Origin of the sequence: Pseudomonas sp. MH9.3 (assembly GCF_034354675.1) — a bacterium.
Lineage (GTDB): Bacteria > Pseudomonadota > Gammaproteobacteria > Pseudomonadales > Pseudomonadaceae > Aquipseudomonas.
In genome coordinates this window covers 1,994,626-2,020,554 of sequence record NZ_CP133785.1, presented here as the reverse complement: position 1 = coordinate 2,020,554, position 25,929 = coordinate 1,994,626, and the positions used below count along the sequence as shown (strand labels likewise).

Sequence of the window (25,929 nt, the reverse complement as noted above, 5' to 3'; positions counted from 1 at the left end):
GTTGCCCAGCGGCCTGCCTGACACAATCGCTAATTAAACGACGAACCGCGTCACCAGCCCATTGAGGTCCACGGCCAGGCGCGACAGTTCCTGGCTGGCGGCCGAGGTCTGGCTGGCGCCGGCGGCGGTCTGAGTCGACAGGGCGCGAATGTTCACCAGGCTGCGGTCGACGTCACGGGCCACCAGCGCCTGTTGCTCGGCGGCGCTGGCGATCACGCGGTTGCGCTGGTTGATCTGCGAGATGGACGCGGTGATTTTCGCCAGCGCGTTGCCGGCGTTGTTGGCCCGCTGCAGGGTATGACCGGCGTGTTCGGCGCTGCTGTTGAGTGCGCCGACGGTGTCCTGGGTGCCTTGCTGGATGCTGGTGATCATCTGCTCGATGTCTTCGGTAGAGGCCTGGGTGCGTTGCGCCAGCGAGCGTACTTCATCGGCGACCACCGCAAAGCCGCGTCCGGCTTCGCCTGCGCGGGCGGCTTCAATGGCGGCGTTGAGTGCCAGCAGGTTGGTTTGCCCGGCGATGCCACGGATTACTTCGAGCACCTTGCTGATGTCCTGCGCCTTGGCGGCCAGGCCTTCGGCCTTGTTCGAGGCGCCGAGCACTTCGTCGACCAGGCTCTGGATCGCGCTGATGGTCTGGCTGATCTGGTGGTGGCCGTGCTTGCTGTCCTCGTCCGAGGCCTGCGACGCTTCGGCGCTGGACACCGCGTTGTTGGCCACATCGTCCACGGCGACGCTCATCTGGGTGACGGCGGTGGCGGCCTGTTCGATTTCATCGTTTTGCGCCTGCAGGCCACGTGTGCTCTGCGCCATTACCGAACTCATTTCTTCGGCCGCCGAGGCCAGTTGCTGCGCCGACTCACTGATGCCGCGCAGGGTGCCCTGCAATTGCGTCTGCATGCTGGCCAGGGCGGCCAGCAGTTGCGCCGGCTCGTCGCGACCGTGCACGGTCACGGGCTGGCTCAGGTCGCCGGCGGCGATGGTGCGCGCCACTGCCAGCGCCTGGCCCAGCGGCGTGGTGATGCTGCGGGTGAGCAGCCAGGCCAGCAGCAACGTGGCGACCAGCGCGACGACGATGATCAGGCCGACAATCCAGCGCGCACGCGCATACACCTGCGCTGCCGAGTCGGCCGCCGCTTCGACACCCCGCTTGTTGAAGTTGATCAAGGCCTCCAGGTGCTGGTTGAGGGCATTGCCCAGGGGCGCCAGGCGGCTGGTGACCAGGTCGATGGCGTCTTGTTGCTGTTCCTTGTCCACCAGGCTGATCATCTGGCCGATGGTCCCCATGTAGCTCGCCACCGCAGTGTTGACCTGTTGCAGCAGCGCGCGCTCGTCGTCGTTGCTCGGCAGGCTCTCATGGCTGGCCAGCAACGCCTTGAGCTGACCGGTATTGCGCGTGATCAGGCCTCGGCTGGTGTCGCGGATGCGTGATTCATCGGTGGTAACGAAGCGCAGCGCCTCCAGGCGAATGCCGGCCACGGTGGCGGCGATTTCATGGGCGTTTTCGATGCTCGGCATCCACGAGCGCTCGATGATCAGCGCGCTTTCGCGCAGTTCGGCCATCTGCCCCAGGCCGAACAGGCCGACAATCACCAGCAGGCTGGCCAATACGGCAAAACTCAGACTGGCACGCAGACCAATCCTCATGTTCCTCAACGACATCTCACTGCTCCTCGGGGGGTTGAAACCTGCTCCCGGATCGGTCTTGTGACCTTGTCAGGCTGGGAGGGCGCGGGCTATATATCAAAGCGCCATTAACGTGGTAATCAGGGTTTCCCTTACGGTGTATCAGCACGGTTACATTTGTTAGGGGCCGGATGAGCCGGGCAGGTTTTCCCTGTCAAACGCGCCAGACGGTGCCGTTAAAGGCGTACAGATAAAAAATCCGAGTCTGAGAGTAGGGATTTGTCGTGCAGTTACTGACCGCTCGGTCGAATAAAAAAACTGAAAATAGTGGAGGTTTCTCCCATGTCCGCCCTCGCCATTGCCCGCACCCTGCTTGACGGCTTCGACGATTACCGTGAGCACTTTCGCCGGATCACCGATGGCGCCCGTGAACGTTTCGAAAAGGCCCAGTGGCAGCAGGGGCAGGCGGCGTCGGCAGCGCGGATCAACCTGTATGAAGAGAAAGTGGCCGAAGTGACGGCGCGCCTGCGGGCAGGTTTCGACAGTGCTGTGTTGCTGCAGAGCAGCAATTGGCCCCAGGTGAAGAGCGCCTATATCGGCCTGATCGACCTGCGCGTCGACGATGAGTTGGCCGAGACCTGGTACAACTCGATCTTCTGCGGCCTCTTCAGCCATGACCTGATCAGCGACGCCTGCATGTTCATCCACACCACGCGGCCAAGCCAGCGCCAGGCGAGGGCGGCGCAGACCCGCCTCTACACGCCGGCCGGGAACCTGTCGGACCTGCTGGCGCAGGTCTTCGCCGACTTCTGTTTCAGCGAGCCCTACGCCGACCTGTCCGGCGACGTGCGCCGCCTCCAGGCGCAATTGCGCGAGAGCCTGCCGGACTGGGTCTGCAAGGACCCGGACCTGAGCGTCGAGTTGTTTTCTTCGGTGCTTTACCGCAACAAGGGGGCGTATCTGGTGGGGCGCATCTACACCCACGACGAACAATGGCCGCTGGTGATCCCGCTGCTGCACCGCGAAGGACGTGGCATCCAGATCGATGCGCTGATCACTGACGAAGCGCAGGTGTCGATCATCTTCTCGTTCACCCGTTCCTACTTCATGGTCGACGTGCCGGTGCCGGCTGACTTCATCGGCTTGCTGCGGCGCATCCTGCCGGGCAAGCACATCGCCGAGCTGTACACCTCCATCGGTTTCTACAAGCACGGCAAGTCGGAGTTCTACCGCGCGCTGATCAACCATCTGGCGAGCACCGACGACCGCTTCATCATGGCCCCGGGTGTGCGTGGCATGGTCATGAGCGTGTTCACGCTGCCGGGTTTCAACACCGTGTTCAAGATCATCAAGGACCGATTCTCGCCGTCAAAGAACGTCAACCGCGCCACGGTGATCGAGAAATACCGTCTGGTCAAAAGCGTCGACCGCGTCGGACGCATGGCCGACACCCAGGAGTTCGCCGATTTCCGCTTCCCGCGGAGCAAGTTCGAGCCCGACTGCCTGGCCGAGCTGCTTGAGGTGGCCGCCGGTACCGTTGAGGTGCAAGGCGACACGGTGCTGATTCGCCACTGCTGGACCGAGCGGCGCATGACCCCGCTCAACCTCTACCTGGAACGCGCCAACCCCGCCCAGGTGCGCGAAGCCCTGGACGACTACGGCCTGGCGATCAAGCAACTGGCGGCGGCGAATATCTTCCCCGGCGACATGTTGCTCAAGAACTTCGGCGTCACCCGCCACGGGCGCGTGGTGTTCTACGACTACGACGAAATATGCTTTCTCACCGAAGCCAACTTCCGCCACATTCCCGCGCCGCGCACCCCGGAAGACGAAATGGCCTCCGAGCCCTGGTATTCCATCGGCGCGCTGGACGTGTTCCCGGAAGAGTTCCCGCCGTTCCTGTTTGCCGATGCCGGCCAGCGCACGCTCTTCGATGAGCTGCATGGCGAGCTGTACGATGCCGACTACTGGAAAGGGCTGCAGGACGCGATCCGCGCCGGCAAAGTGATTGATGTGTTCCCGTATCGGCGCAAGGACCCGCTATAAACTGCACTCACATCCATGTGGGAGGGGGCAAGCCCCTCCCACATTTGTTTTCGGTTTACACCCGAGTCGCGCGTGAAGCTTGGCGCTCCCAACCGCTTTTCTGCCACACTTGCCGGCCCCGCCTAAACAGATGACCGTCAAAGTACCTGATGACTGACCAAGCGCCCGCTATCGACCCACTGCTGAAAAACCTCGATCACGCCATGCTCGCCGACCGCCACCGCTTGCGGCGCCAGTTGCTCGAGCTGCGCAAGAAGCCCGATGAGGAGAAGCTGGCGCAGTGGGTGACGCGCATGCAGGCGTCCTGCGCCCAGGTGACCGCGCGGCGCGCCAGCCTGCCGGTGATCCGCTACGACGACAGCCTGCCGATTGCCGCCAAACGCGATGAAATCAAGGCTGCGTTGAACAAGCATCAGGTACTGATCATTGCCGGCGAGACCGGCTCGGGCAAAACCACCCAGTTGCCGAAAATCTGCCTGGAGATCGGTCGCGGCCAGTACGGCCTGATCGGTCACACCCAGCCACGCCGGATCGCTGCGCGCAGTGTGGCCAGCCGGGTCGCCGAAGAGCTTGCGACCCCATTGGGCGCGTTGGTCGGCTATCAGGTGCGGTTCGAAGACCAGAGCGATTCCAATACCCTGATCAAGCTGATGACCGACGGCATCCTGCTGGCGGAAACCCAGAACGACCGCTACCTGGAACGCTACGACACGATCATCGTCGACGAAGCCCACGAACGCAGCCTGAACATCGACTTTCTGCTTGGCTACCTGAAAACCCTGCTGCCGCGCCGCCCGGACCTGAAAGTCATCATCACCTCGGCGACCATCGACCTGGAGCGTTTCTCCAAACACTTCGACGATGCGCCGATTGTCGAAGTCTCGGGCCGCACCTTCCCGGTGGACACCTGGTACCGGCCGCTGACCCTGGAGCAGGACGAGGAGGGCAACCGCGTCGAGGACGACCTGACCGTCGACCAGGCGATTCTTGCCGCGCTGGATGAAGTCGCAGCCTACGAGCGCAGCGAGCGGCGCAGCCCCGGCGATGTGCTGGTGTTTTTGCCCGGCGAGCGCGAGATTCGCGACGCCGCCGAGATGCTGCGCAAGGCCCAGCTCAAGCACACTGAAATTTTGCCGCTGTATGCGCGCCTGTCGCCGGCCGAACAGCAGCGCATTTTCCAGTCCCACCCGGGGCGGCGCGTGGTGCTGGCGACCAACGTCGCGGAAACTTCGCTGACCGTGCCGGGCATCCGTTATGTGATCGACAGCGGCACCGCGCGCATCAGCCGCTACAGCTACCGCGCCAAGGTGCAACGCCTGCCGATCGAGGCAATTTCCCAGGCCAGCGCCAACCAGCGTAAAGGCCGCTGCGGGCGGGTCGAGCCGGGTATCTGCATACGGCTGTACAGCGAAGAAGACTTTATCGGTCGCCCGGAATTCACCGACCCGGAGATTCTGCGCACCAACCTCGCCGCCGTGATCCTGCAGATGCTGCACCTGCGTCTGGGCGAAATCACCGATTTCCCGTTTATCGAACCGCCGGACGGCAAGGCGATCAGTGACGGGTTCAACCTGCTGCAGGAGCTGTCGGCGGTGGATCGCAACAGCCAGCTCACGCCGCTGGGCCGCCAGCTGGCGCGCCTGCCGGTGGACCCGCGGATGGGCCGCATGCTGCTCGAAGCCGCCAAACTCGGCAGTTTGCAGGAAGTATTGATCGTGGCCAGCGCCATGTCGATCCAGGACCCGCGCGAGCGCCCGCCGGAGCGTCAGCAGGCCGCCGACCAGGCCCACGCCCAGTGGAAGGACCCGGATTCGGACTTCGCCGGGCTGGTCAATCTGTGGCGCGGCTTTGAAGAGCAGCGCCAGGCGTTGACTGCCAGCCCGTTGCGCAACTGGTGTCGCAAGAACTTCCTCAACTACCTGCGCCTGCGCGAATGGCGCGATTCCCATCGCCAGTTGAGCCTGATCTGCCGTGACCTGCAGTTGACCCTCAACAAAGAACCGGCCGACTACCCCAAGCTGCACAAGGCGGTGCTGGTGGGCCTGCTCAGCCAGATCGGACAGAAGACCGAAGACGGCGATTACCTCGGTGCGCGTCAGCGGCGTTTCTGGATTCATCCGTCGTCGGGCATCGGCAAAAAGCGCCCGCAATGGCTGATGACCGCCGAACTGGTGGAGACCACCAAGCTGTATGCGCGCATGGTCGCCAAGATCGATGCCGATTGGATCGAACCGCTGGCCGGGCACCTGATCAAGAAAAACCATTTCGAGCCGCACTGGGAGAAGAAGCGCGGTCAGGTGGTGGCGTTCGAGCAGATCACCCTGTTCGGGCTGATCGTGGTCGGGCGCCGGCCGGTGCATTACGGGCCGATCGACCCGGTGGTGTCGCGCGAGCTGTTTATCCGCGAGGGCCTGGTGCGTGGCGAGATCCAGTCGCGGGCCAGGTGCCTGAGCGCCAACCAGCAATTGCTGGAACAGCTCGACGAGCTGGAAGCCAAGGCGCGCCGTCGTGACATTCTGGCCGATGAAGAAACCCTGTACGCGTTCTACGATGCGCGGTTGCCGGCGGAGATTCATCAGACTGCCACCTTCGACAGTTGGTACAAAATCAACAGCCAGAAAGACCCGCAACTGCTGATCATGCGTGAGGAAGACGTGCTGGCCCGCGAGGCCAGTGAAGTCACTGCCGCGCATTACCCGGACACCCTGCACCTGGGCGACCTGGCCCTGGCCTTGAGTTATCACTTCGAACCCAACCACCCGCGCGACGGCGTGACCCTGCGCGTGCCGGCGCCGCTGCTGCCGGCTTTGCCGCCGGAGCGCCTGGAGTGGCTGGTGCCGGGGGTGATCGAGGCCAAGTGCATTGCCCTGGTGCGCAACCTGCCCAAGGCGCTGCGCAAGAACTTTGTGCCGGTGCCGGATTTCGTCAAGGCCGCGCTGCAGCGCATCGAATTCGGCAACGGCTCGCTGCCCCAGGCGCTGGGGCGCGAACTGTTGCGCATGACCGGCGCGCGGGTCAGCGATGACGCCTGGGCCGAGGCGGCGCAGCAGGTGGAAAGCCACCTGAGGATGAACCTGGAAGTGGTCGACGGGCAGGGCAAGTTCCTCGGCGAAGGCCGCGACCTGGCCGAGCTGACCGCACGTTTCGCCGAAGCCAGCCAGGCCGCGTTGGCCGTGCCGCAGACCGCAAAAAGTCAGGAGCCGGTGCAGGCCAGGGCGTTTGCGGCGGTGGCCGAGAAGACCCAGCAGCAGATCGCCGGCCTGTCGATGACGGTGTATCCGGCGCTGGTGGAGGAGAGCGGCGCGGTCAAGGAGGGGCGCTTCTCGACGGCTGTCGAGGCCGAGTTTCAGCATCGTCGCGCGTTGCAGCGTCTGCTCCTGCAACAGTTGGCGGAGCCGGCGAAATTCCTGCGCGGCAAACTGCCCGGCCTGACCGAGCTGGGCCTGATGTACCGTGACCTGGGGCGCATCGACGCGCTGGTCGAAGACATCCTGCTGGCCAGCCTCGACAGCTGCGTGCTCGAAGGTCAAGCCAGCCTGCCGCGCGACGGTGCCGGGCTGGCCGCCTTGGCCGAGCGCACGCGGGGCGGTTGGACCGAACACGCCGAACGCCTGGCGCGCCTGACCCTGGAGGTGCTGAAACTCTGGCATGGCCTGCAAAAGCGCTTCAAAGGCAAGATTGACCTGACCCAGGCCGTGGCGCTGAACGATATCAAGCAGCAGCTAAGCCACTTGGTGTACCCGGGGTTTGTGCGGGAAACCCCGGCGCAATGGTTCAAGGAACTGCCGCGCTACCTCAAGGCCATCGAGCAACGCCTGGAGAAATTGCCGGGCCAGGTGCAAAAGGATCGGGTGTGGAGCACCGAACTGGGCGGACTGTGGACGCAGTATGAGAATCGTCTGAAAAAACACGCCCAGGAAGGCAAGCGCGACCCGCAGCTGGCACTCTACCGCTGGTGGCTGGAGGAATACCGGGTATCACTGTTTGCGCAGCAACTGGGGACCAAAGTACCGATCTCCGACAAGCGCCTGAGCAAGCAGTGGAGCCAGGTAGAGCCCTGAACCGCCGAGTGCCCAACTGCCTCTGCGGCGAGCGGGCCTGTCGTGGCGAGCGGGCTTATTGTGGCGAGCGGGCTTGCCCCGCGTTGGGGTGCGAAGCGCCCCCAATCAAGCAAAACGCGGTGTACCTGATACGGCTCAGCGTCTGGTTTTGGGGCTGCTGCGCAGCCCAACGCAGGACAAGCCTGCTCGCCACAGGGAATCTGCGCTTAACTGAACGGCATTAGGGCAAGCCAGCTCCCACAACAAGCCCGCTCGCCAGGTTGTTGCGCGACAGCGCCAAGGCGGAGCCTTCCGCATTTAAACCAGCGCTTGTCTGAGATGTGGCGCCAAATCCCCGGGTTTGTGGCAAACTTCGCGCCCATAAATGCCGGGATCGTCGCAAGGGCTGCGACGCGATGGAATAAAGCGATGCCAGTTTGATGCCACTGGATGGAATCAAACGACTTACAGTTTGGTACTAAAGTGCCAATACCTTCTGCCTGACCTATCCAGAGGAACGACCGTGCATAACGTCGTCATCAGCGGCACTGGCCTGTACACGCCGGCCAACAGCATCTCCAACGAAGAGCTGGTGCAGTCTTTCAATGCTTACGTGCATCAGTTCAACACCGACAACGCCGCCGCCATCGAGCGCGGTGAGGTGCAGGCGCTGACCGAGTCCAGCGCGGCCTTTATCGAGAAAGCATCGGGTATCAAGAGTCGCTTTGTGATGGACAAGGAGGGCATCCTTGACCCGCAACGCATGGCCCCGCGCCTGCCCGAGCGCAGCAATGACGAGTGGTCGGTGCTCTGCCAGATGGCCGTCGCCGCCGCCGAACAGGCGCTGCAGCGCGCCGGCAGGACCGCCGCCGATATTGACGGCGTGATCGTCGCCTGCTCCAACCTGCAACGCGCCTACCCGGCGATTGCCATTGAAGTCCAGGAAGCCCTGGGCATCGAAGGCTTCGGCTTCGACATGAACGTGGCGTGTTCCTCGGCCACCTTCGGTATCCAGAACGCCGCCAACAGCATCCAGCTGGGCCAGGCCCGGGCGATCCTGATGGTCAACCCGGAAGTCTGCACCGGCCACTTGAATTTCCGTGACCGCGACAGCCACTTCATCTTTGGCGACGCGGCCACCGCCGTGCTGCTGGAGCGCGCCGACCTCGCCACCTCCGAGCATCAGTTCGAGGTGGTCAGCACCAAGCTGCTGACCAAGTTCTCCAACACCATCCGCAACAACTTCGGCTTCCTCAACCGCGCCGCCGAAGAAGGTGTCGGCGCGCCGGACAAACTGTTCGTGCAGGAAGGCCGCAAGGTGTTCCGCGATGTGTGTCCGATGGTGGCCGAACTGATCGGCGTGCACCTGGAAGAAAACCAGTTGAACGTGGGCGACGTGAAACGCTTCTGGCTGCACCAGGCCAACCTGAGCATGAACCACCTGATCGTGAAGAAGCTGTTGGGCCGCGAAGCCACGGTGGAAGAAGCGCCGGTGATTCTCGATACCTATGCCAACACCAGCTCCGCAGGCTCGGTGATTGCGTTTCACAAAAACCAGGACGACCTGGCCAAGGGCTCTGTCGCCGTGCTCAGCTCCTTTGGCGCCGGCTATTCGATCGGCAGCGTGATCCTGCGCAAGCGCTGATTTTCTGCTTGCAGGCGTGATTGGAGCGGTTTTATCCGGAATGTCGAGGTCTTGAATGGCAGCAGCGGACGACGCGCACCTGCTTGAACGCCTGCTCAAGGGAGAGCAGCAGGCCTATAAGGAACTGGTCACCGCCTACCAGAGCGCCATGCGCGCCGTGGCGTATGCCATCGTCGGCCAGCGCCACGCCGATGAAGTGGTGCAGGACGCCTGGCTGTCGGTGGTGCGCAACCTCGGCAAATTCGAGGGGCGGTCCAGTCTCAAGACCTGGTTACTGACCATCACGGCCAACGCCGCCAAGGGCCGCTACAGGCAGAACCGTCGGGAAGTGCTGCTCGACGATCTGCCTTCGCCCCATGGCACGATTGGCGCAGAGCGTTTTTCCCCTGACGATGGCCACTGGGCGGTCGCCCCGTATGCCTGGCATCAGGACAGCCCGGAAGCCTTGTTGACCGAAGATGAGCTGCGCAATTGCCTGGAGCATACGCTACTGAGTTTGTCGGACTTGCAGAGCAGCGTGCTGGTGCTGCGTGAACGCCAGGGCCTGGAGCTGGAAGAAATCTGTAATCTTTTGACGCTCTCGCTCTCGAATGTGCGTGTGCTGTTGCATCGAGCGCGGCTCAAGGTATTCGCCACGGTGGAGCATTTTGAGGAAACGGGAGAATGTTGACCTGTAAGGAACAAGTGGCACGCTCCAGTGATTACCTCGATGGGCAACTGACCTTTCGCGAGCGTCTGCTGGTGCGTCATCACTTGATGTTCTGCCCGAACTGCCGCCGCTTTATCCGTCAGATGCGCCTGATGCAGGCGACGCTGAAAAAGATGCCGCAGGCACCGGTGCCGGAGGTGGATGCCCTGGCCGAACGGCTGGCTGCCGAGCGGCGCAAGGGCGGGTAGCGGCGTTATCAGAACTTGGCTTCAGCATCCAGCTGCAGGGTGTTGGTGTTGGCATCACGCTGCGTACGGCTGGCGAAGTCGGCCTTGGTCAGGAAGTACGTGGCGCCGAGGGCGAAGTTCTTGTCGATGTCGTAGCTGACCTTCATCTTGTGACCGCGCGAGCCGGTGGTGCCGTTGGCGAAGTCCGAGTCGGTAAAGGCGCCGACCACTGCGTTACGTTGAACATCGCGGTAGTTGTAGTCCAGGTTGAAACCGAACACCTTGGACTTGGCACCTACCAGCCACGCTGTGTCCTGATCGGTCACGGCATCGTTGTTTTTCACGTACTGACCATAGAACGCCAGGGGCACGGCCAGGCCGCCGATGTCTGCCTGGGCGAAGCCTTCGTACAGACGGAATTCGTTGTCGGCCGAATTACCGTTGACCGCCAGTGCGCAAGGCGTGGTAGTGGTTGTGCAGCGGCTGTCGCGGTCGTTCTGGTAGGCGTAGACGCTGCCGCCCAGGGTCATTTTCAAGTTGTCGGTGATCGAGAAGCGCGTACCCAGCTGGCCGGACGTCAGGCGCAGGTCGTGGCGAAACTGCACGCCGTCGCCGTCGACGTTGTCCTTGAGGTTGTAGTTGCCCAGGCTGCCGAACAGCTCGGCGCTGCTGCCCAGTGGGTATTTGTAGGTGACTGCGAGGCCTTCGGGGTTGATGTCGCTGTCCCAGATCACGTCGCCCATGCTCACCCACGGTTGCAGCATCTTGCCGCCGATCACGTGCAGGTTCTTGATCTGGTCCGGGTGGTAGTCGATGTAGCCAAGGTCCAGCCAGATCGATTTCTTGTCGAAATAGCCGTCCTGGTCCTGGTTGGTGGAGCGCGCATCGTCGCCGCCGCCGGTGGCGATGCGGATGCCGGTGTCCACTTGCGGGTTGATTTCGGTGTAGGCGCCCAGGCGCGCACGGATACGTTGACGGTCCTTGTCACGTCCGCCGTTGTTGGGCTCGCCGTCGATCTTGATGGTTTCCTGGCGGAACCGCACGTCGCCCTTGAACTGGGTCTTGGCGGCCCAGGCGAGTTTCTGGTCGAACGTGCTCAGGTCGTTGGTCTTTTTCGCGGTGGCGGCGATCTGTTCGTTGCTCTCTTGCTGAGCTTGCCGCGCGATCTGCTGTTCTTTCTGTTCCTTGGCCAGTTCGGTTTGCAGTTCGGTGTACTGCGCCGCAGTGATCTGGCCGTTGGCCTTGAGCATGTCGAGCAATTTAGCGTCGACTGCAGCGCTGGCCGGCACGCTCAGGGCCAATAACAGGCCGCCGCACAGGACCGCTGCAGTTTTGGTGGAAGCAAGACGCATATCAATCTCCGAAAGTGAGGAGGAGGGAATAGACCCTCCAGGACACGAACGCCCTATGAAGGACGCGAAAAATGGCTATTTGGTTAGAACCAGATGCTCTAAAAAACACGGCCAGTATTGCTGTCGTTTATGACGAAGTAGTGGCTAACTCATGTCGTCTTGATGACAAATGCCTTGTCCGTGGAACTATTGGTCTAGAGCCCTGTCCGCCGTTTTCGAGGTGTGAACAGTGCCGTGATGAGCGATACTCGCCAGGCTTATATGCCAACCGCCAGTGAGGATGCCGATGCCGTTGCAACGTCTGGACAACCTGTCCGAAATCGCCCCGTCGGTGTGGGATGCGCTGGTGCCGCAGGCTCAGCCGTTCGTGCGGCATGCTTTCTTGAGTGCGCTGGAAGACAGCGCCAGCCTGGGCCCGCAATCGGGCTGGCGGCCCGAGCATCTGCTGCACTGGGAGGGTGATCGACTGGTGGCGGCGTTGCCCAGTTATCGCAAGTGGCATTCCTACGGCGAATATGTGTTCGACCATGGCTGGGCCGATGCTTGTGCGCGTGCCGGCATCGACTACTACCCCAAGCTGCTCACGGCGGTACCGTTCAGCCCGGTAAGCGGGCCGCGCCTGCTGGCGGCGAATGCCGAGGACGGTTTCGAGCTGCTCAACAGCCTGCCGGGTTACCTGGAAATCGAAGGGCTTTCCAGTGCACATATCAACTTCACCGACGTGTTGGCCGATGACGCCTTGACCCGGCAGCCGGGCTGGTTGCAGCGCCTGGGTTGCCAATTTCACTGGCAGAACCGTGGCTACCGCGATTTCCAGGACTTCCTCGACGCCTTGAGCTCACGCAAGCGCAAACAGATGCGCAAGGAACGCGAACAGGTGGCGGGGCAGGGCATCGAGTTCGAGTGGCTGCACGGCCATCAACTGACAGAAGCGCAGTGGGATTTCGTCTACGCCTGTTACGCCAACACCTACGCGGTACGCCGCCAGGCTCCTTACCTGACCCGCGCGTTTTTCAGCCTGCTGGCCGAGCGCATGCCCGAGATGATCCGCGTGGTGCTGGCCAAACAGGGTTCGCGCCCGGTGGCGATGGCGTTCAGTCTGATCGGCGGCGACAGTTTTTATGGGCGTTACTGGGGCTGCCTGGCCGAATTCGACCGCCTGCATTTCGAGACCTGTTTCTACCAGGGCATGGACTACGCCATCGCCGAAGGCCTGCAACGCTTCGATGCAGGCGCCCAGGGCGAGCACAAACTGATTCGCGGGTTCGAGCCGGTGATCACCCGCTCGTGGCATTACCTGCGCCATCCGGGGTTGAAGAATGCCGTGGAGGATTTTCTGGAGAGGGAGCGCGTGGGGATTCTGGCGTATGCCGAAGAGGCGAGGTCAGCCCTGCCTTATCGGCAGGGCTGAACACTCCCGGTTTTAACCTGGCGCCTCCTTGCCAAGCCATCGATACATCACGCCACCGATCACCGCACCCAGGATTGGCGCGAGCCAGAACAACCACAACTGCTCGATCGCCCACCCGCCCACCAGCAGGGCCGGGCCGGTACTGCGGGCCGGGTTGACCGAGGTGTTGGTCACGGGGATGGAGATCAGGTGGATCAGCGTCAGGGCCAACCCGATGGCGATGGGCGCGAGGCCCTTGGGCGCGCGTCTGTCGGTGGCGCCGAGGATGATCACAACGAACATCGTGGTCATCACCAGCTCACAGACAAACGCCGCCGCCAGCGAATAACCGCCCGGAGAATGCTCGCCATAGCCGTTGGACGCCAGGCCGCCAGCCAATTCAAATCCTGGCTTGCCGCTGGCGATGAAGTACAACAATGCGGCGGCGACTGCTGCGCCGATGACTTGGGCGACAACATAGGCCGGCAACTCCCGCGCCGGAAACCTTCCGCCCACCACCAGCCCCACCGATACCGCCGGATTGAGGTGACAACCACTGATAGGGCCGATCGCGACCGCCATGGTCAGCACCGTCAGCCCGAACGCCAGCGCAACGCCCAACAGGCCAATACCGACTGCAGGAAACGCTGCGGCCAATACCGCACTCCCGCAACCGCCCAACACCAGCCAAAACGTACCCAACCCCTCTGTGACTGAACGTTTGAACAAAGACATGCAGCCCGTCCTTGATAGATCTCTATCTAATCAGTAAATCATGATGCTCCCTGCAGATTTACTTCAGCGCCCCTCTGGGCACTGCACTGATTACAGCACGGTTTTGATACAAGTCCAGGGCATGAATAATCACCAGAAGCCCGTGGCTGCTGGGGTTTGATGCAGACGTTGTTGAGTGAATTCGATCAAATATGGGAGGGGGAGAGCCCCCTCACGTATTTTAAGAGATGTTTGCGTCAGTCGATTCCGACAAACCCACCCGTCTGGTGTTGCCACAGCCGTGCATACAGGCCGCCGTGTGCCAGCAGCTGCGCATGGCTGCCGCTTTCGGCAATCCGGCCCTTCTCCAGCACCACCAGGCGGTCCATGCGTGCGATGGTCGACAGACGGTGCGCAATCGCAATAACGGTCTTGCCCTGCATCAGGGTTTCCAGACTTTCCTGAATTGCTGCTTCCACTTCCGAGTCGAGTGCCGAGGTGGCTTCGTCCATGATCAGAATCGGCGCGTCCTTGAGCAGCACGCGGGCGATGGCGATGCGCTGACGCTGCCCGCCGGAGAGTTTGACGCCGCGCTCGCCCACATGGGCATCGAGCCCGGTGCGGCCCTCGGCGTCCGAGAGCAGCGGGATGAACTCATCGGCGCGCGCCTTGTGGATCGCGGCCCAGAGTTCTTCGTCGGTGGCGTCGGGCTTGCCGTACAACAGGTTGTCGCGGATCGAACGATGCAGCAGCGATGTGTCCTGGGTGATCATGCCGATCTGCTCGCGCAGGGTTTCCTGGGCGACTTCGGCGATGTTCTGGCCGTCGATCAGGATGCGTCCGCCTTGCAGGTCGTAGAGGCGCAGCAGCAGGTTGACCAAGGTTGACTTGCCCGCGCCCGATGGGCCGATCAGGCCGATCTTTTCCCCGGCCTTGATCTCAAGGTTCAGGCCGCCAATGATCCCGCTCTGCTTGCCATAGTGGAAATCCACCTGCTCGAAGCGCACCTCGCCATGGGGGACTTGCAGGCGCTGGGCGTTGTCGCGGTCGATCACGGCCAGGGGTTGTGCGATGGTTTTAAGGCCGTCCTGCACCATGCCGATGTTTTCGAAAATGCCGTTGACCACCCACATGATCCAGCCGGACATGTTGACGATGCGGATCACCAGGCCGGTGGCCAGGGCAATCGCGCCCACCGAGATGAGCGAGTGCGTCCACAGCCACAGCGCAAGGCCGGTGGTGGTGACGATCAGCAGGCCGTTCATGGTGGTGATCACCACGTCCATGCTGGTCACCACACGGCTGGCCAACTGGGTTTTTTCGGTCTGCTCGATGATCGCTTCCCTGGCGTATTCCTGTTCGGACTGGGTATGGGCGAACAGCTTCAGGGTGGTGATGTTGGTATAGCCATCGACGATGCGCCCCATCAGTTTGGAGCGCGCCTCGGAGGAAATCACCGAGCGTTCCTTCACCCGTGGCACGAAGTAGCGCAGCGCCAGGCTGTAGCAGACGATCCAGGTCACCAGCGGAATCATCAGGCGCCAGTCGGCCTCGGCAAACAGCACCAGAGCGCTGATGGCGTAGATCGCCACGTGCCAGATCGCGTCCACGGCCGCCACGGCGGAGTCGCGCAGGGAGTTGCCGGTCTGCATGATGCGCTGGGCGATGCGCCCGGCAAAATCGTTCTGGAAGAAATTCAGGCTCTGTTTGAGCACATAGCTGTGGTTTTGCCAGCGGATCAGGCTGGTCATGCCGGGGCTGATGGTCTGGTGCACCAGCAGGTCGTGCAGTGCGCCGAAAATCGGGCGCAGCAGCAGGGCGACCACGGCCATCCAGATCAACTCGGTGCTGTGCACCTGGAAGAAGTCGGCGGGTGGCGTGCCCTGGGCCAGGTCGATGATGCGGCTCAGGTAGCTGAACAGCGCGACTTCGATCAATGCCCCGATCAGGCCCACCACCAGCAAGGCGGCGAAGTGCGGCCATACCTGACGCAGGTAGTAGAGGTAAAAAGGCAGGACTTTATCAGGTGGGGCGGCGCTGGGCGCGTCGCGGAAGATGTCGATCAGTTGTTCAAAACGACGATAGAGCATGGGTTGACACCCGCCGGGCGGGCTCTCCTTTCAAATGCGCGCGCGGCCTTGTGGGCCGCGCACGGAACTCCCTGCAAACCTTAGTCGATGCGCTTGGCCGACTTGATCCGGACAGGGTCGATTGGCACGTTCTGCATGCCTTGCTTGGTGGTGGTCTGGGAGTTGACGATGACGTCGACTACGTCCATGCCCTTGACCACTTTGGCGAATACGGCGTAACCGGCATCGCGACCCGGGTCGAGGAAGGCGTTGTCGGCCACGTTGATAAAGAACTGGCTGGTGGCCGAATCCGGGTTGGAGGTGCGCGCCATCGCCAGCGTGCCGCGTACGTTATGCAGGCCGTTGCTGGCTTCGTTCTTGATCGGCGCTTCGGTCGGCTTTTGCGACATCTGCTGGGTGAACCCGCCGCCCTGGACCATGAAACCCGGAATGACACGGTGGAAAATCGTGTCGGTGTAGAAACCCTTGTCCACATAGGCCAGGAAGTTCTTGGTGCTGATCGGCGCCTTGACCGGGTCCAGTTCGATTTCAATGTCGCCGTTGGTAGTGGAGATCAACACATGGGGGGGCTTGGCCGGCTGGGCCGCCATCAGGTTGGCGGCAAACAGTACGGAACCGGCAAAGAAGGCAATTTTTTTCAGCATGGGGTCAGTGATCCTGAGTGGTGGTGTCGAGTGGTCGTGTTCGGCGCTGGGACAGGGTTAGGACCGGTCATCCTGGCGCGTTGTTCCTGCCGATCCCGGCGCGCAATGGCGTCGAAGCGGGCGAGATAAGCATGTTTGTGATTGTTTGCCCAGCCTTGGGCCCTGGATGAACGCCTTTTCAGCTCTGCCTGGGCGCGGCAAAAGGCGCGTCCAGCGGCGCCGTGTCAAAGCTGCGCAGCAATTCAACCAGGATTTGCGTGGCCGGCCCGAGGGGTTTGTCCTTATTCGAGTACAGATAAAACGTGGGGTGGCGGCTGGCCCCCTGTTCCAAGGGTAGCTGCTTGAGCACGCCCTCGGCGATTTCGCGTTCGATCAGGTGCCGCGGCAGCCACGCAAAGCCCAGGCCGCTGCCCACGAAGGAGGCAGCGGTGGCCAGGCTGCCGACGGTCCAGCGCTGTTCGGCGCCGAGCCAGCCCACGTCGCGCGGCTGCTGGCGCCCGGAGTCGCGAATCACCACTTGCATCTGGCTTTCCAGGTCCTGGAAGCTCAGCTCGCGATTCATGCGGTGCAGGGGGTGATCGGGGTGGGCAACGGCAATGAATTCCACGTCGCTCAGTTCGGTGCCCAGGTAACCGGCAATGCTGAAGCTGCAGATCGCGAGGTCGGCCACGCCTTCAATCAACAGCTCTTCGACGCCCGACAGCACCTCTTCACGCAGACGCACGCGGCAGCCACGGCTTTGCGGCATGAACGCGGTCAGCGCGCGCACCAGACGCGTGTTGGGGTAGGCGGCATCCACCACCAGCCGCACTTCGGCTTCCCAGCCTTGTTCCATGTGGTGGGCGAGGTCTTCCAGTTGGCTGGCGTTCTTGACCAGTTGGCGGGAACGGCGCAGCAGCACCTCACCGGCGTCGGTGAGTACGGCCTTGCGCCCGTCGATACGCAACAGCGGCACGCCGAGCTGGTCCTGCATGCGCGCCACGGTGTAGCTCACCGAGGACTGCGATCGGTGCAGCGCTTCGGCGGCCTGGGCGAAGCCGCCGTGGTCGACCACGGCCTGCAGCGTGCGCCATTGATCAAGGGTAACGCGGGGCGCTTTCAAGATGGGTTCCTCTTGTCCTAAGCTGACAGTCCTTATTGGAGACTGCCGAATGAGAAAATTGTGTTGTGTGCTGCTGGCGCTGCTGCCGATCAGTGCGTTTGCCTACCCTATCGATGTGAGCAAGAAAATCGAAGGCGTAAGCATCGATTACACGGCGTCGGACGTGGACGCCGACATCAGCTCGATCCAGTTGAGCAACTACGGCAGCAACGACGCGGTGTGTTCGGTCATCTTCACCAACGGTCCGGAATCGCCGCGCCGCCGCACGGTCACGGTGCCGGCCGGTAAAAACACCCACACCACGGTCAAATTCAACCGCGCGATCATCAAGATGCGCATTGCCCTGGCGTGCAGCCCGAAATAGAGCGTCGACGGCGCTTGCTCTGCTTATAAACAACTTTATAGATGGGTTATAGCAGTTTTTTGCGCTTTTTTATCGAGTGGGCCCTGGTTAATCTCCATTCCATTGTCTGACAGCATTTGCAGATGGAGCCTACAAGCACACATGCCACGTTCTGATCATTGAAAGCTGCGGCCATCAGGGCGCGGTTTGCTCGGGTCGCCTGATCCTTTAATCGTCAGATAATCGCGCGCTGTTTACATGGCTCCACGCAAACCCTTCAAGTACGCGTACGAACCTCCCTTTGCACTTGTTGCTCCTGAGTGCTCCTGCCCGACTGCCGCTTTAGCGAGGTCGGGTTTTTTTTGCCCCGAGTTTCTTCAAGCGTCGAAAACCTTTACTGTCCCGCCCATTCGAAACGAGGCGCGCATGGGCTATCTACTGATTGTCACCCTGATTCAGGCATTTTCCTTCAGCTTGATCGGCGAATACCTCGCCGGTCACGTCGACAGCTACTTCGCAGTGTTGGTGCGCGTGGTGCTGGCCGGCTTGATCTTTCTCCCGCTGACCCGCTGGCGCTCGGTGGAGCCGGCCTTCATGCGCAGCATGCTGGTGATCGGCGCGTTGCAGTTTGGCGTGACCTATGTCTGCCTGTACCTGAGCTTTCGCGTATTGACGGTGCCGGAAGTGTTGCTGTTCACCATCCTCACGCCGTTGCATGTGACGCTGATCGAAGATGCTCTCAACCGGCGCTTCAACCCGTGGGCGCTGGTGGCGGCACTGGTGGCGGTGGCGGGCGCAGCGGTGATTCGCTTCGACCAGATCACGCCAAACTTCCTGATGGGTTTTCTGCTGCTGCAACTGGCCAACTTCACCTACGCCGCCGGGCAGGTCATGTACAAGCATTTGGTGGCGCGTTATCCGAGCGATCAGCCGCACTACCGGCGTTTCGGTTATTTCTATCTGGGAGCTTTGCTGGTGGTGCTGCCGGCGTTCCTGCTGTTCGGCAAGGCCGACTTTTTGCCGCAGGCGCCATTGCAGTGGGGCGTGTTGCTGTTCCTGGGTCTGGTCAGCACCGCGCTGGGCATGTACTGGTGGAACAAGGGCGCGTGCCTGGTCAATGGCGGCACGCTGGCGGTGGTCAACAACCTGCATGTGCCGGTGGGGCTGTTGCTGAACCTGCTGATCTGGAACCAGCATGAGCCGCTGGGGCGCCTGGCGTTGGGTGGGTTGGTGATTCTGGCGGCGGTGTGGATCAGCCGGCTTGGTATTCGCAAAGAGCCGGCTCACCCCTGAAACGTTAGAGGGCGCTGTTTTCCTGCGCAGGCAGTGGGCTGAACACGCCTGCCCGCAGGTCATTGCCGCTTGGCTGCTGATACAGGCTCAAGCCGAATTCCGGCAACACCGCCAACAGGTAATCAAAAATATCCCCCTGGATCCGTTCGTAATCCGCCCACGCGGTGGTGCGGGTAAAGCAGTAAATTTCCAGCGGCACGCCCTGGGCGGTGGTTTGCATCTGGCGCACCATGCAGGTCATATTCGGCTGAATGTCCGGATGGCTTCTCAGATAGGCCAGGGCGTAGGCGCGGAAGGTGCCGAGGTTGGTCATGCGGCGACGGTTGGCCGACAGTTGCGCGCTGTTGCCCTGGGCCTCGTTCCAGGCCTTGAGTTCGGCCTGCTTGCGGCTGATGTAGTCGGTGAGCAGGTGAACCTGGGTCATGCGCACTTCTTCGTCATCGCGCAGAAAGCGCACGCCGCTGGCATCGATAAACAGGCTGCGCTTGATGCGGCGCCCGCCCGAGGCCTGCATGCCGCGCCAGTTCTTGAACGACTCCGACATCAGGCGCCAGGTGGGGATGGAGACGATGGTTTTGTCAAAGTTCTGCACCTTGACCGTGTGCAGGGTGATGTCCACCACATCGCCGTCGGCGCCCACCTGAGGCATCTCGATCCAGTCGCCCACGCGCAGCATGTCGTTGCTGGTGAGCTGCACGCTGGCGACGAATGACAGCAGGGTGTCCTTGTACACCAACAGGATGACCGCCGACATGGCACCCAGACCGGACAGCAGCAACAGCGGCGAGCGGTCGATCAAGGTGGCGACGATGATGATCGCGGCAAACACGAACAACACCATTTTCGTCAACTGCACATAGCCCTTGATCGAGCGGGTGCGGGCGTGTTCGGTGCGCGCATAGATGTCCAGCAACGCGTTGAGCAGGGCGCTCACGGCCAGCGTCATGAACAGTATGGTGATTGCCAGGGACACGTTGCCGATAAACAGGATGGCGGTCTTGCTCAGGTCCGGCACCAGGTACAGGCCGAACTGGATCACCAGGGACGGCGTCATTTGCGCCAGACGATGAAACACTTTGTTGTGCCGCAGGTCGTTGAGCCAGTGCAGGGCCGGTTGCCGGCCGAGCAGCTTGACCGCGTGCAGGATCAGGTAACGTGCCACGCGCCCGAGCAACAGGGCCACCACCAGCAATACCAGCAGGCCGAGGCTGGAATGCAGCAACGGATGCTCGTCGAGGGTGCCCCAGAGATCTTGCACGTTGCGCCACAGCTGTTTGATATCCATGGGTAAAGCCGATTCCTCTGTAAGACAAGACGTGGCCGATTAGAGCATTTAAGTGCGCTGAAGTTGACGCTATGGACAAATACACTCACAAAAAAGCTGCCGATTAGCACTGTTCGCGTAAAGAAACTCGGTTTGGACGCCCGAAACCGTTACCCTATGCAGCTGATATTTTGTATTTCTTCGAGGTAGCACCCGTGTTTTCCCAATTCGCCCTGCACGAACGCCTGCTCAAAGCCGTGGCCGAGCTTAAATTTGTCGAGCCAACGCCTGTGCAGGCAGCGGCCATTCCGCTCGCGCTCGAAGGGCGTGACCTGCGGGTGACGGCTCAAACCGGCAGTGGCAAGACCGCCGCTTTCGTCCTGCCGATTCTCAACCGCCTGATCGGCCCGGCCAAAGTGCGTGTCAGCATCAAGACGCTGATCCTGCTGCCCACCCGCGAGCTGGCCCAGCAGACCTTGAAGGAAGTGGAGCGCTTTTCGCAGTTCACCTTCATCAAGTCCGGCCTGATCACCGGCGGCGAAGACTTCAAGGTCCAGGCCGCGATGCTGCGCAAGGTGCCGGACATCCTGATCGGCACGCCGGGCCGCATGATCGAGCAGCTCAACGCCGGTAACCTCGACCTCAAGGAAGTCGAAGTGCTGGTGCTCGACGAAGCCGACCGCATGCTCGACATGGGCTTTGCCGACGACGTGCAGCGTCTGGTCAGTGAGTGCGTCAACCGTCAGCAGACCATGCTCTTCTCCGCCACCACCGGCGGCTCGACCCTGCGCGACATGGTCGCCAAGGTGCTGAACAACCCTGAGCACTTGCAGGTCAACAACGTCAGCGACCTGAACGCGACCACGCGTCAGCAGATCGTCATGGCTGACCATAACGTGCACAAGGAACAGATCCTCAACTGGTTGCTGGCCAACGAAACGTATCAGAAGGCCATTGTGTTCACCAACACCCGCGCCGCTGCCGACCGCATCTACGGTCGTCTGGTGGCCCAGGAATACAAGGCGTTCGTGCTGCACGGCGAAAAAGACCAGAAGGACCGCAAACTGGCCATCGACCGTCTGAAGGCGGGCGGCGTGAAGATTCTGGTCGCCACTGACGTCGCCGCGCGCGGCCTGGACGTGGATGGCCTGGATATGGTCATCAACTTCGATATGCCCCGCAGCGGCGACGAATACGTGCACCGTATCGGCCGCACCGGGCGTGCCGGCAACGATGGCCTGGCGATCTCGCTGATCTGCCACGGCGATTGGAACCTGATGTCGAGCATCGAGCGCTACCTCAAGCAGTCGTTCGAGCGCCGCACCATCAAGGAAGTCAAAGGCACTTACACTGGGCCGAAGAAGGTCAAGGCATCGGGCAAGGCTGTTGGCGTGAAGAAGAAAAAGACCGACGCCAAGGGCGACAAGAAGAAAGCCGGCGCCAAGTCGCCGACCAAGCGCAAGATTGCCAATCGTCCGAAGACCGACAATCTGTCCCTCGTCAGCAAGGATGGCATGGCCCCGCTCAAACGTCGCAAGCCGGAAGCGCCGGCTGCGGAATAACGCGCTGGCAACAAAAAAACCGGACAATGTCCGGTTTTTTTATGCGCGATGATGTGCGCCTGGCGCCGGGAACGTCTGGAAACTTCAGGAAAATGGCGTCTGTCCATTCGGCTGAACGCAGAGTGATGCTGTGGGTCACAGCTTTTACGGGCTACTTTTCAACGGCCTGCAGGAGGAATCAGGATGACGACTTACAACTGGGATCTGATCGAACGTTTGCTGCACGAAGTGCAGAACGGCGAGGGTAGCTTTGCTCCGCGCAAATACGCCGCGCAGGAAGCCGCTGGCAAGGCCATGGCGGGCGAGTCGGTCGGCAACCTTGACGCGCTGAAAGAAACCGCTGCGGATTATGAAGCGCTGTTGCTCAAGCGCGGGTTCATTGAGTCGCGCCCGAAGGCAGAGGGTGGCAATGGCGAGAATTTTATTTTAACGCCACGGGGTTCGAGCCTGCTGTCGCTGATCGACAGTGCCATTCCCGGCGAACGCGATACGCGCCAGGTCCTGGACGAACAGGTAGATGCGCTGGATGAGGCAACCTTCGAAAAAGTGGCTTCCCAAGCCGCGATTGCCGGTGGTGCGATCTGAAGGTCATGCCCGACCCATGTGGGAGGGGGCTTGCTCCCGATAGCGGTAGGTCAGTCATCAATAGGCTGACCGACACCCGCAATCGTTAGCAAACCCCATCCCACACATGGTTATCAGTTGGCTGCCTTCAGGCACTTCAATGCTTTGAAATCACCCCGCACACCGTCGATTTTTTGCGTGAGCTTGATTCGCTGTTGTGCGGAACTCTGCGCCATCAAATCCACGATCAGGCTGCGCGCCGCTGCTTCCGTCTGGGCATAGGCTGCGCGGTATTCCGGTGTCCACAAGCTTTCGCGGTCCACCAGCAATTGCTGCACCTTCTGTGGGAAATCGGCACTCTGGCGTTGCTTCACGGCGTCGATGAGCTGGGCCTGCCAATGGGCGCGATTGCCGATCCAGGCGGTGTTCTGATCACCCAGTTCCGTTGACCAGGCCATCACGCGGCTCTGCTGGCTGGCGCTGAGCGGTCCCATCCAGGCATCCAGGCGCTTGTTCATCCGCTCGGCGCGCTCCTTGATCTGCTGGGTCAGTGGCGGCTTCAGGTATTCGTCCTGGCGTTTGCGCAGGTCCTTGGCCAGGGCGTCGTTCATCTCCTTGACCTGTTGATCATCCAGCCCCTGCAGCAGTTGAATCGCCGATGGCGTGATCTCCCGCGCGACGTCGGCGATCGCCTGTTTGGCTTCGACAGTTCGTGCTTGCAGCGCTGCATCGGTGACCTGATTGTCATCGACCATCTGCTGCAGGCGATCCAGCCAGTCCAGATAACCCGGCAACTGCGTGGTGCAATGCCAGGCCAGGTGCTGCTTGAGGGTGTCGTTGAACCAGCTCTTCTGCCCGGCATTCATGTCCAGGTAGTCGTTGAGGGTCCAGGGGATGATCACGTCGAGATTGCGGTAGGCCAGGCCCACGCGATTGCAGCCGGCGAGCACCAGGCCGAGCGTCAGCAGTACCACCAGAAGTTTGAGCCGGCGTAGCATGGGCGGGTCCTTGCGCAGAGGGGTTCACGTATCTGAACCTGCGCGAGGCGCGACAGTTCAGCCCATTAATAAAACGAGCGGGCGGCCTTCAAGGTCAATAGGCCATCGCATTGCGAGTTGTGTCCGGAGTAGGCCGAACAGTCGCCGCCGCTAAGGCTGGAGTCGCTGTAGATCAGGTCCAGATCGATGCCTTTCCATGCCCTGGAAAACTGTACCGACCAGTCACTGAAGCTGCGGATCGAGCCGTTGTCCACCGCGACCGGGGTGCCGAGTTGATGGGTGGTGTACTTCATGCTGACACCGATGCCGAAGGGCTGGGTGCCGGTGAGGTCGGCAAACAGCGTGCTGTCCTGACGGTCGGGGTCGTTGCTGAAGGAGGCGCCGAAACGGTTGCCGAGCAGGTTGAGGCCGCCGTAGAACTCCTGGCTGTCGAGGGGACTGAGCGTGGGGTAGCTGTAGTGGATCAGGCCGACTTCGTAGCCCAGGGTCTGATCGAAAGGGTGTTTGAAGCCCATGTACGAATCGACTTCGAGGTCGCGGGAGGACGATAGCCCCATATTCGGCGAAAATTGACCAAAGTACAGGCCGCTGTTGTGGCTTAAATCCAGGCCGCCGTGGAATGAGTCGCTGCCGGGCGAGGTGGGCTTGACCAAGCCCTGAGCCATGGAGCGGCTGGGCGTGGTGCCCAACTTGAGGTCGAAGTCTCCCCATTCGCGCTGAAATATCTGCGCTTCGGCGAGCGGGCTGGCGATCAGGGCGCTGACCAGAAAAATGCATGGTTTGAACATGCTTCACTCCATGAAAAGCGAGGAGCAGGACGGACGAAATCGGGCAGATGCCCGTACTAGACGTGTGCAAGCATAACGGCGAATGATCGGCGATGAGGCCCGTTCGTCGATTAGCGCAGTTTGAGGTAAAGCAGGAGGGTGTCTCGGATTCCAGTCCTAGCGCCTTGAGGGCAAGACGCGTAGGGACCAGATGTGCTGCGCGGGTGTTACTTCTTGCCCAGGCTGATCTGCTTGGACGGGCCGAAAGTCTGGCCGCTTACGCCCTTGGCAATTTGCTGGATTTCGCCGCCGGACTTGAGGAAAGCAGCAATCTGGCTGTTGATCGATTCGCTGGTTTCAACGGCGGGAGCTGGCTTTGCTTTGCTGTTGGATGCTTTTACACGCATGGCGGCCACTAACCTGTAGAGAATTAACTTGGCCAAGCATCGTACAGGAAATACTTGACAATTGCTTGGCAAATATCCCCAGGAGGCTGAGTGTCAGGCTGGTAATGGAGGCCCATTAATCCCTGAATTAAATGGCTAACTTACTGTTTTAAATAGAATCAACAGGTTGGACGGTGCCAGGTAGCGCGCCAGCATCCAGCGAAGTGATCAGACGAGCGGGCTGCGCCAGTGGAACGCCATGCCTGCCCGAGATTTTCGAGGGCCACGCGCGTGCCGGTCTCAACTCGGGTAGAATGCCGCCCACGTAATGAGGGTATTTGGAAATGGCTTTAGTCGGGCGCTACAACAGCTTGCAAGTGGTTAAACACACTCACTTTGGTTTGTACCTGGACGGTGCGCAGGATGGCGAAATCCTCTTGCCCAATCGGTATATCCCCAAGGATATTCCCAGTGAAGATGAAGACTGGCTTAACGTTTTCATTTATCTGGACAGCGATGACAAACTTATCGCCACGACGGAAAAACCCAAAGTTCAGGTTGGCGAATTCGCCAGTTTGAAAGTCGTTGAAGTGAATAGTATTGGTGTGTTCCTCGATTGGGGGCTGCCCAAGGATCTGTTGCTGCCGTATTCGGAAGAAAAACGCCAGTTGACCGCTGGTGAATACTGCGTGGTGCACGTCTACCTCGACAAACACACCCGGCGCATTACCGCCACCGCACGCCTCGACCGCTACCTCGACAAGACGCCGGCCAATTACCAGGTGGGCCAGGAAGTCGACCTGCTGGTGGCTGAAGCGACCGACATGGGTTTCAAGGCGATCATCAACAACAAACACTGGGGCCTGATTCACAAGAATGAGGTGTTCAAGTTCCTGCGCCCTGGCAAGGAAGAGAAGGGTTTCATCAAGGAAATTCGCGCCGATGGCAACATCAGCCTGAGCCTGCAGCCGGTCGGCCAGGAAGCGGCGTCGAGCCTCAACTCGAAGATTCTCGCCAAGTTGCGCGACAACAACGGCACGTTGCCGGTCAGCGATAAAAGTGATCCTGCGGTTATCAGCAACTTGTTCGGCGTGAGCAAGGGCAACTTCAAGAAGGCGATTGGTGCGCTCTATAAACAGGGCCAGATCGTGATTCACGCGGATCGCATTGAACTAAGCTGAGCGCGGTTTGCTCTAGCTGTAGGCGCACACTCGCTCCTACAAGGTCCTT

21 protein-coding genes are annotated in these 25,929 nt (G+C 61.2%); 11 read left to right on the top strand and 10 right to left on the bottom strand.

The genetic code is table 11. The features are described 5' to 3' along the window. Positions 1-33 precede the first annotated feature (33 nt). Positions 34-1,644, bottom strand: a complete 1,611-nt coding sequence (locus RHM60_RS08550) for a methyl-accepting chemotaxis protein (RefSeq protein WP_373460629.1) — start codon at positions 1,642-1,644, stop codon at positions 34-36. 321 nt (positions 1,645-1,965) lie between these two features. On the opposite strand from RHM60_RS08550, the gene aceK reads away from it, so the two are divergent. The 5 genes from aceK (at position 1,966) to RHM60_RS08525 (ending at position 10,251) form a co-directional block, all read left to right on the top strand. Continuing rightward, positions 1,966-3,669: a bifunctional isocitrate dehydrogenase kinase/phosphatase gene (aceK, locus tag RHM60_RS08545; protein ID WP_322214188.1), complete on the top strand. Its 1,704-nt coding sequence runs from the start codon at positions 1,966-1,968 to the stop codon at positions 3,667-3,669. 149 nt (positions 3,670-3,818) lie between these two features. After that, positions 3,819-7,730, top strand: coding sequence for an ATP-dependent RNA helicase HrpA (gene hrpA, locus RHM60_RS08540; protein ID WP_322214187.1), 3,912 nt, complete (start codon positions 3,819-3,821; stop codon positions 7,728-7,730). A gap of 502 nt (positions 7,731-8,232) precedes the next feature. After that, positions 8,233-9,354 carry a beta-ketoacyl-ACP synthase III gene (locus tag RHM60_RS08535; protein ID WP_231421514.1) on the top strand — a complete coding sequence of 374 codons (1,122 nt, stop codon included), beginning with the start codon at positions 8,233-8,235 and terminating at the stop codon, positions 9,352-9,354. A 55-nt stretch (positions 9,355-9,409) separates the two neighbouring features. Next, a complete protein-coding gene (locus RHM60_RS08530) occupies positions 9,410-10,024 on the top strand; it encodes an RNA polymerase sigma factor (protein WP_209983606.1) in 615 nt (204 codons plus the stop codon). Beyond that, entirely contained in the window at positions 10,018-10,251 is a 234-nt protein-coding gene (locus tag RHM60_RS08525; protein ID WP_209983605.1) for an anti-sigma factor family protein, read from the top strand. Before RHM60_RS08530 ends, RHM60_RS08525 begins: the two co-directional genes overlap by 7 nt. Before the next feature lie 8 nt (positions 10,252-10,259). On the opposite strand, the gene RHM60_RS08520 is transcribed toward RHM60_RS08525, so the two are convergent. Beyond that, a complete protein-coding gene (locus RHM60_RS08520; protein ID WP_322214186.1) occupies positions 10,260-11,582 on the bottom strand; it encodes a putative porin in 1,323 nt (440 codons plus the stop codon). A gap of 286 nt (positions 11,583-11,868) precedes the next feature. On the opposite strand from RHM60_RS08520, the gene RHM60_RS08515 reads away from it, so the two are divergent. Continuing rightward, complete coding sequence (locus RHM60_RS08515; RefSeq protein WP_322214185.1) at positions 11,869-12,993, top strand: GNAT family N-acetyltransferase; 1,125 nt, start codon at positions 11,869-11,871, stop codon at positions 12,991-12,993. Positions 12,994-13,005: 12 nt separating this feature from the next. On the opposite strand, the gene aqpZ is transcribed toward RHM60_RS08515, so the two are convergent. The 4 genes from aqpZ to RHM60_RS08495 form a co-directional block, all read right to left on the bottom strand. Then, the gene (aqpZ, locus tag RHM60_RS08510; RefSeq protein WP_322214184.1) at positions 13,006-13,707 is read right to left on the bottom strand and encodes an aquaporin Z; all 702 of its coding nucleotides are present in this window, start codon (positions 13,705-13,707) and stop codon (positions 13,006-13,008) included. A gap of 236 nt (positions 13,708-13,943) precedes the next feature. Beyond that, complete coding sequence (locus RHM60_RS08505) at positions 13,944-15,776, bottom strand: ABC transporter ATP-binding protein (RefSeq protein WP_209983597.1); 1,833 nt, start codon at positions 15,774-15,776, stop codon at positions 13,944-13,946. A gap of 80 nt (positions 15,777-15,856) precedes the next feature. Further along, positions 15,857-16,420, bottom strand: a complete 564-nt coding sequence (locus RHM60_RS08500; RefSeq protein WP_209983595.1) for a peptidylprolyl isomerase — start codon at positions 16,418-16,420, stop codon at positions 15,857-15,859. A 178-nt stretch (positions 16,421-16,598) separates the two neighbouring features. Continuing rightward, positions 16,599-17,522, bottom strand: coding sequence for a LysR family transcriptional regulator (locus RHM60_RS08495; protein ID WP_003230476.1), 924 nt, complete (start codon positions 17,520-17,522; stop codon positions 16,599-16,601). 49 nt (positions 17,523-17,571) lie between these two features. On the opposite strand from RHM60_RS08495, the gene RHM60_RS08490 reads away from it, so the two are divergent. Continuing rightward, on the top strand, positions 17,572-17,886 hold the full coding sequence (locus RHM60_RS08490; protein ID WP_209983593.1) for a 3-phosphoglycerate kinase: 315 nt from the start codon (positions 17,572-17,574) through the stop codon (positions 17,884-17,886). A 405-nt stretch (positions 17,887-18,291) separates the two neighbouring features. Continuing rightward, the gene (locus RHM60_RS08485) at positions 18,292-19,158 is read left to right on the top strand and encodes a carboxylate/amino acid/amine transporter (RefSeq protein ID WP_231421524.1); all 867 of its coding nucleotides are present in this window, start codon (positions 18,292-18,294) and stop codon (positions 19,156-19,158) included. Between the two features lie 4 nt (positions 19,159-19,162). Here the strand turns inward: RHM60_RS08485 and RHM60_RS08480 are convergent, their stop codons facing one another. After that, positions 19,163-20,443 carry a mechanosensitive ion channel family protein gene (locus RHM60_RS08480; protein ID WP_322214183.1) on the bottom strand — a complete coding sequence of 427 codons (1,281 nt, stop codon included), beginning with the start codon at positions 20,441-20,443 and terminating at the stop codon, positions 19,163-19,165. A 194-nt stretch (positions 20,444-20,637) separates the two neighbouring features. Here RHM60_RS08480 and RHM60_RS08475 point away from each other — a divergent pair, with 194 nt between their 5' ends. Then, positions 20,638-21,984, top strand: coding sequence for a DEAD/DEAH box helicase (locus RHM60_RS08475; protein ID WP_003230485.1), 1,347 nt, complete (start codon positions 20,638-20,640; stop codon positions 21,982-21,984). Between the two features lie 183 nt (positions 21,985-22,167). Then, complete coding sequence (locus RHM60_RS08470) at positions 22,168-22,569, top strand: transcriptional regulator (RefSeq protein ID WP_322214182.1); 402 nt, start codon at positions 22,168-22,170, stop codon at positions 22,567-22,569. Between the two features lie 113 nt (positions 22,570-22,682). Here the strand turns inward: RHM60_RS08470 and RHM60_RS08465 are convergent, their stop codons facing one another. From RHM60_RS08465 to RHM60_RS08455, 3 genes are all read right to left on the bottom strand, one after another. Then, positions 22,683-23,546 (bottom strand): DUF6279 family lipoprotein, encoded by an 864-nt coding sequence (locus RHM60_RS08465; RefSeq protein ID WP_322214181.1) that lies wholly within the window; start codon positions 23,544-23,546, stop codon positions 22,683-22,685. 65 nt (positions 23,547-23,611) lie between these two features. After that, entirely contained in the window at positions 23,612-24,334 is a 723-nt protein-coding gene (locus RHM60_RS08460) for a TorF family putative porin (RefSeq protein WP_209983583.1), read from the bottom strand. Positions 24,335-24,540: 206 nt separating this feature from the next. Beyond that, complete coding sequence (locus RHM60_RS08455; RefSeq protein ID WP_003193095.1) at positions 24,541-24,720, bottom strand: hypothetical protein; 180 nt, start codon at positions 24,718-24,720, stop codon at positions 24,541-24,543. A 323-nt stretch (positions 24,721-25,043) separates the two neighbouring features. On the opposite strand from RHM60_RS08455, the gene RHM60_RS08450 reads away from it, so the two are divergent. Continuing rightward, positions 25,044-25,880 (top strand): S1 RNA-binding domain-containing protein, encoded by an 837-nt coding sequence (locus RHM60_RS08450; RefSeq protein WP_231421529.1) that lies wholly within the window; start codon positions 25,044-25,046, stop codon positions 25,878-25,880. Positions 25,881-25,929: the final 49 nt, after the last annotated feature.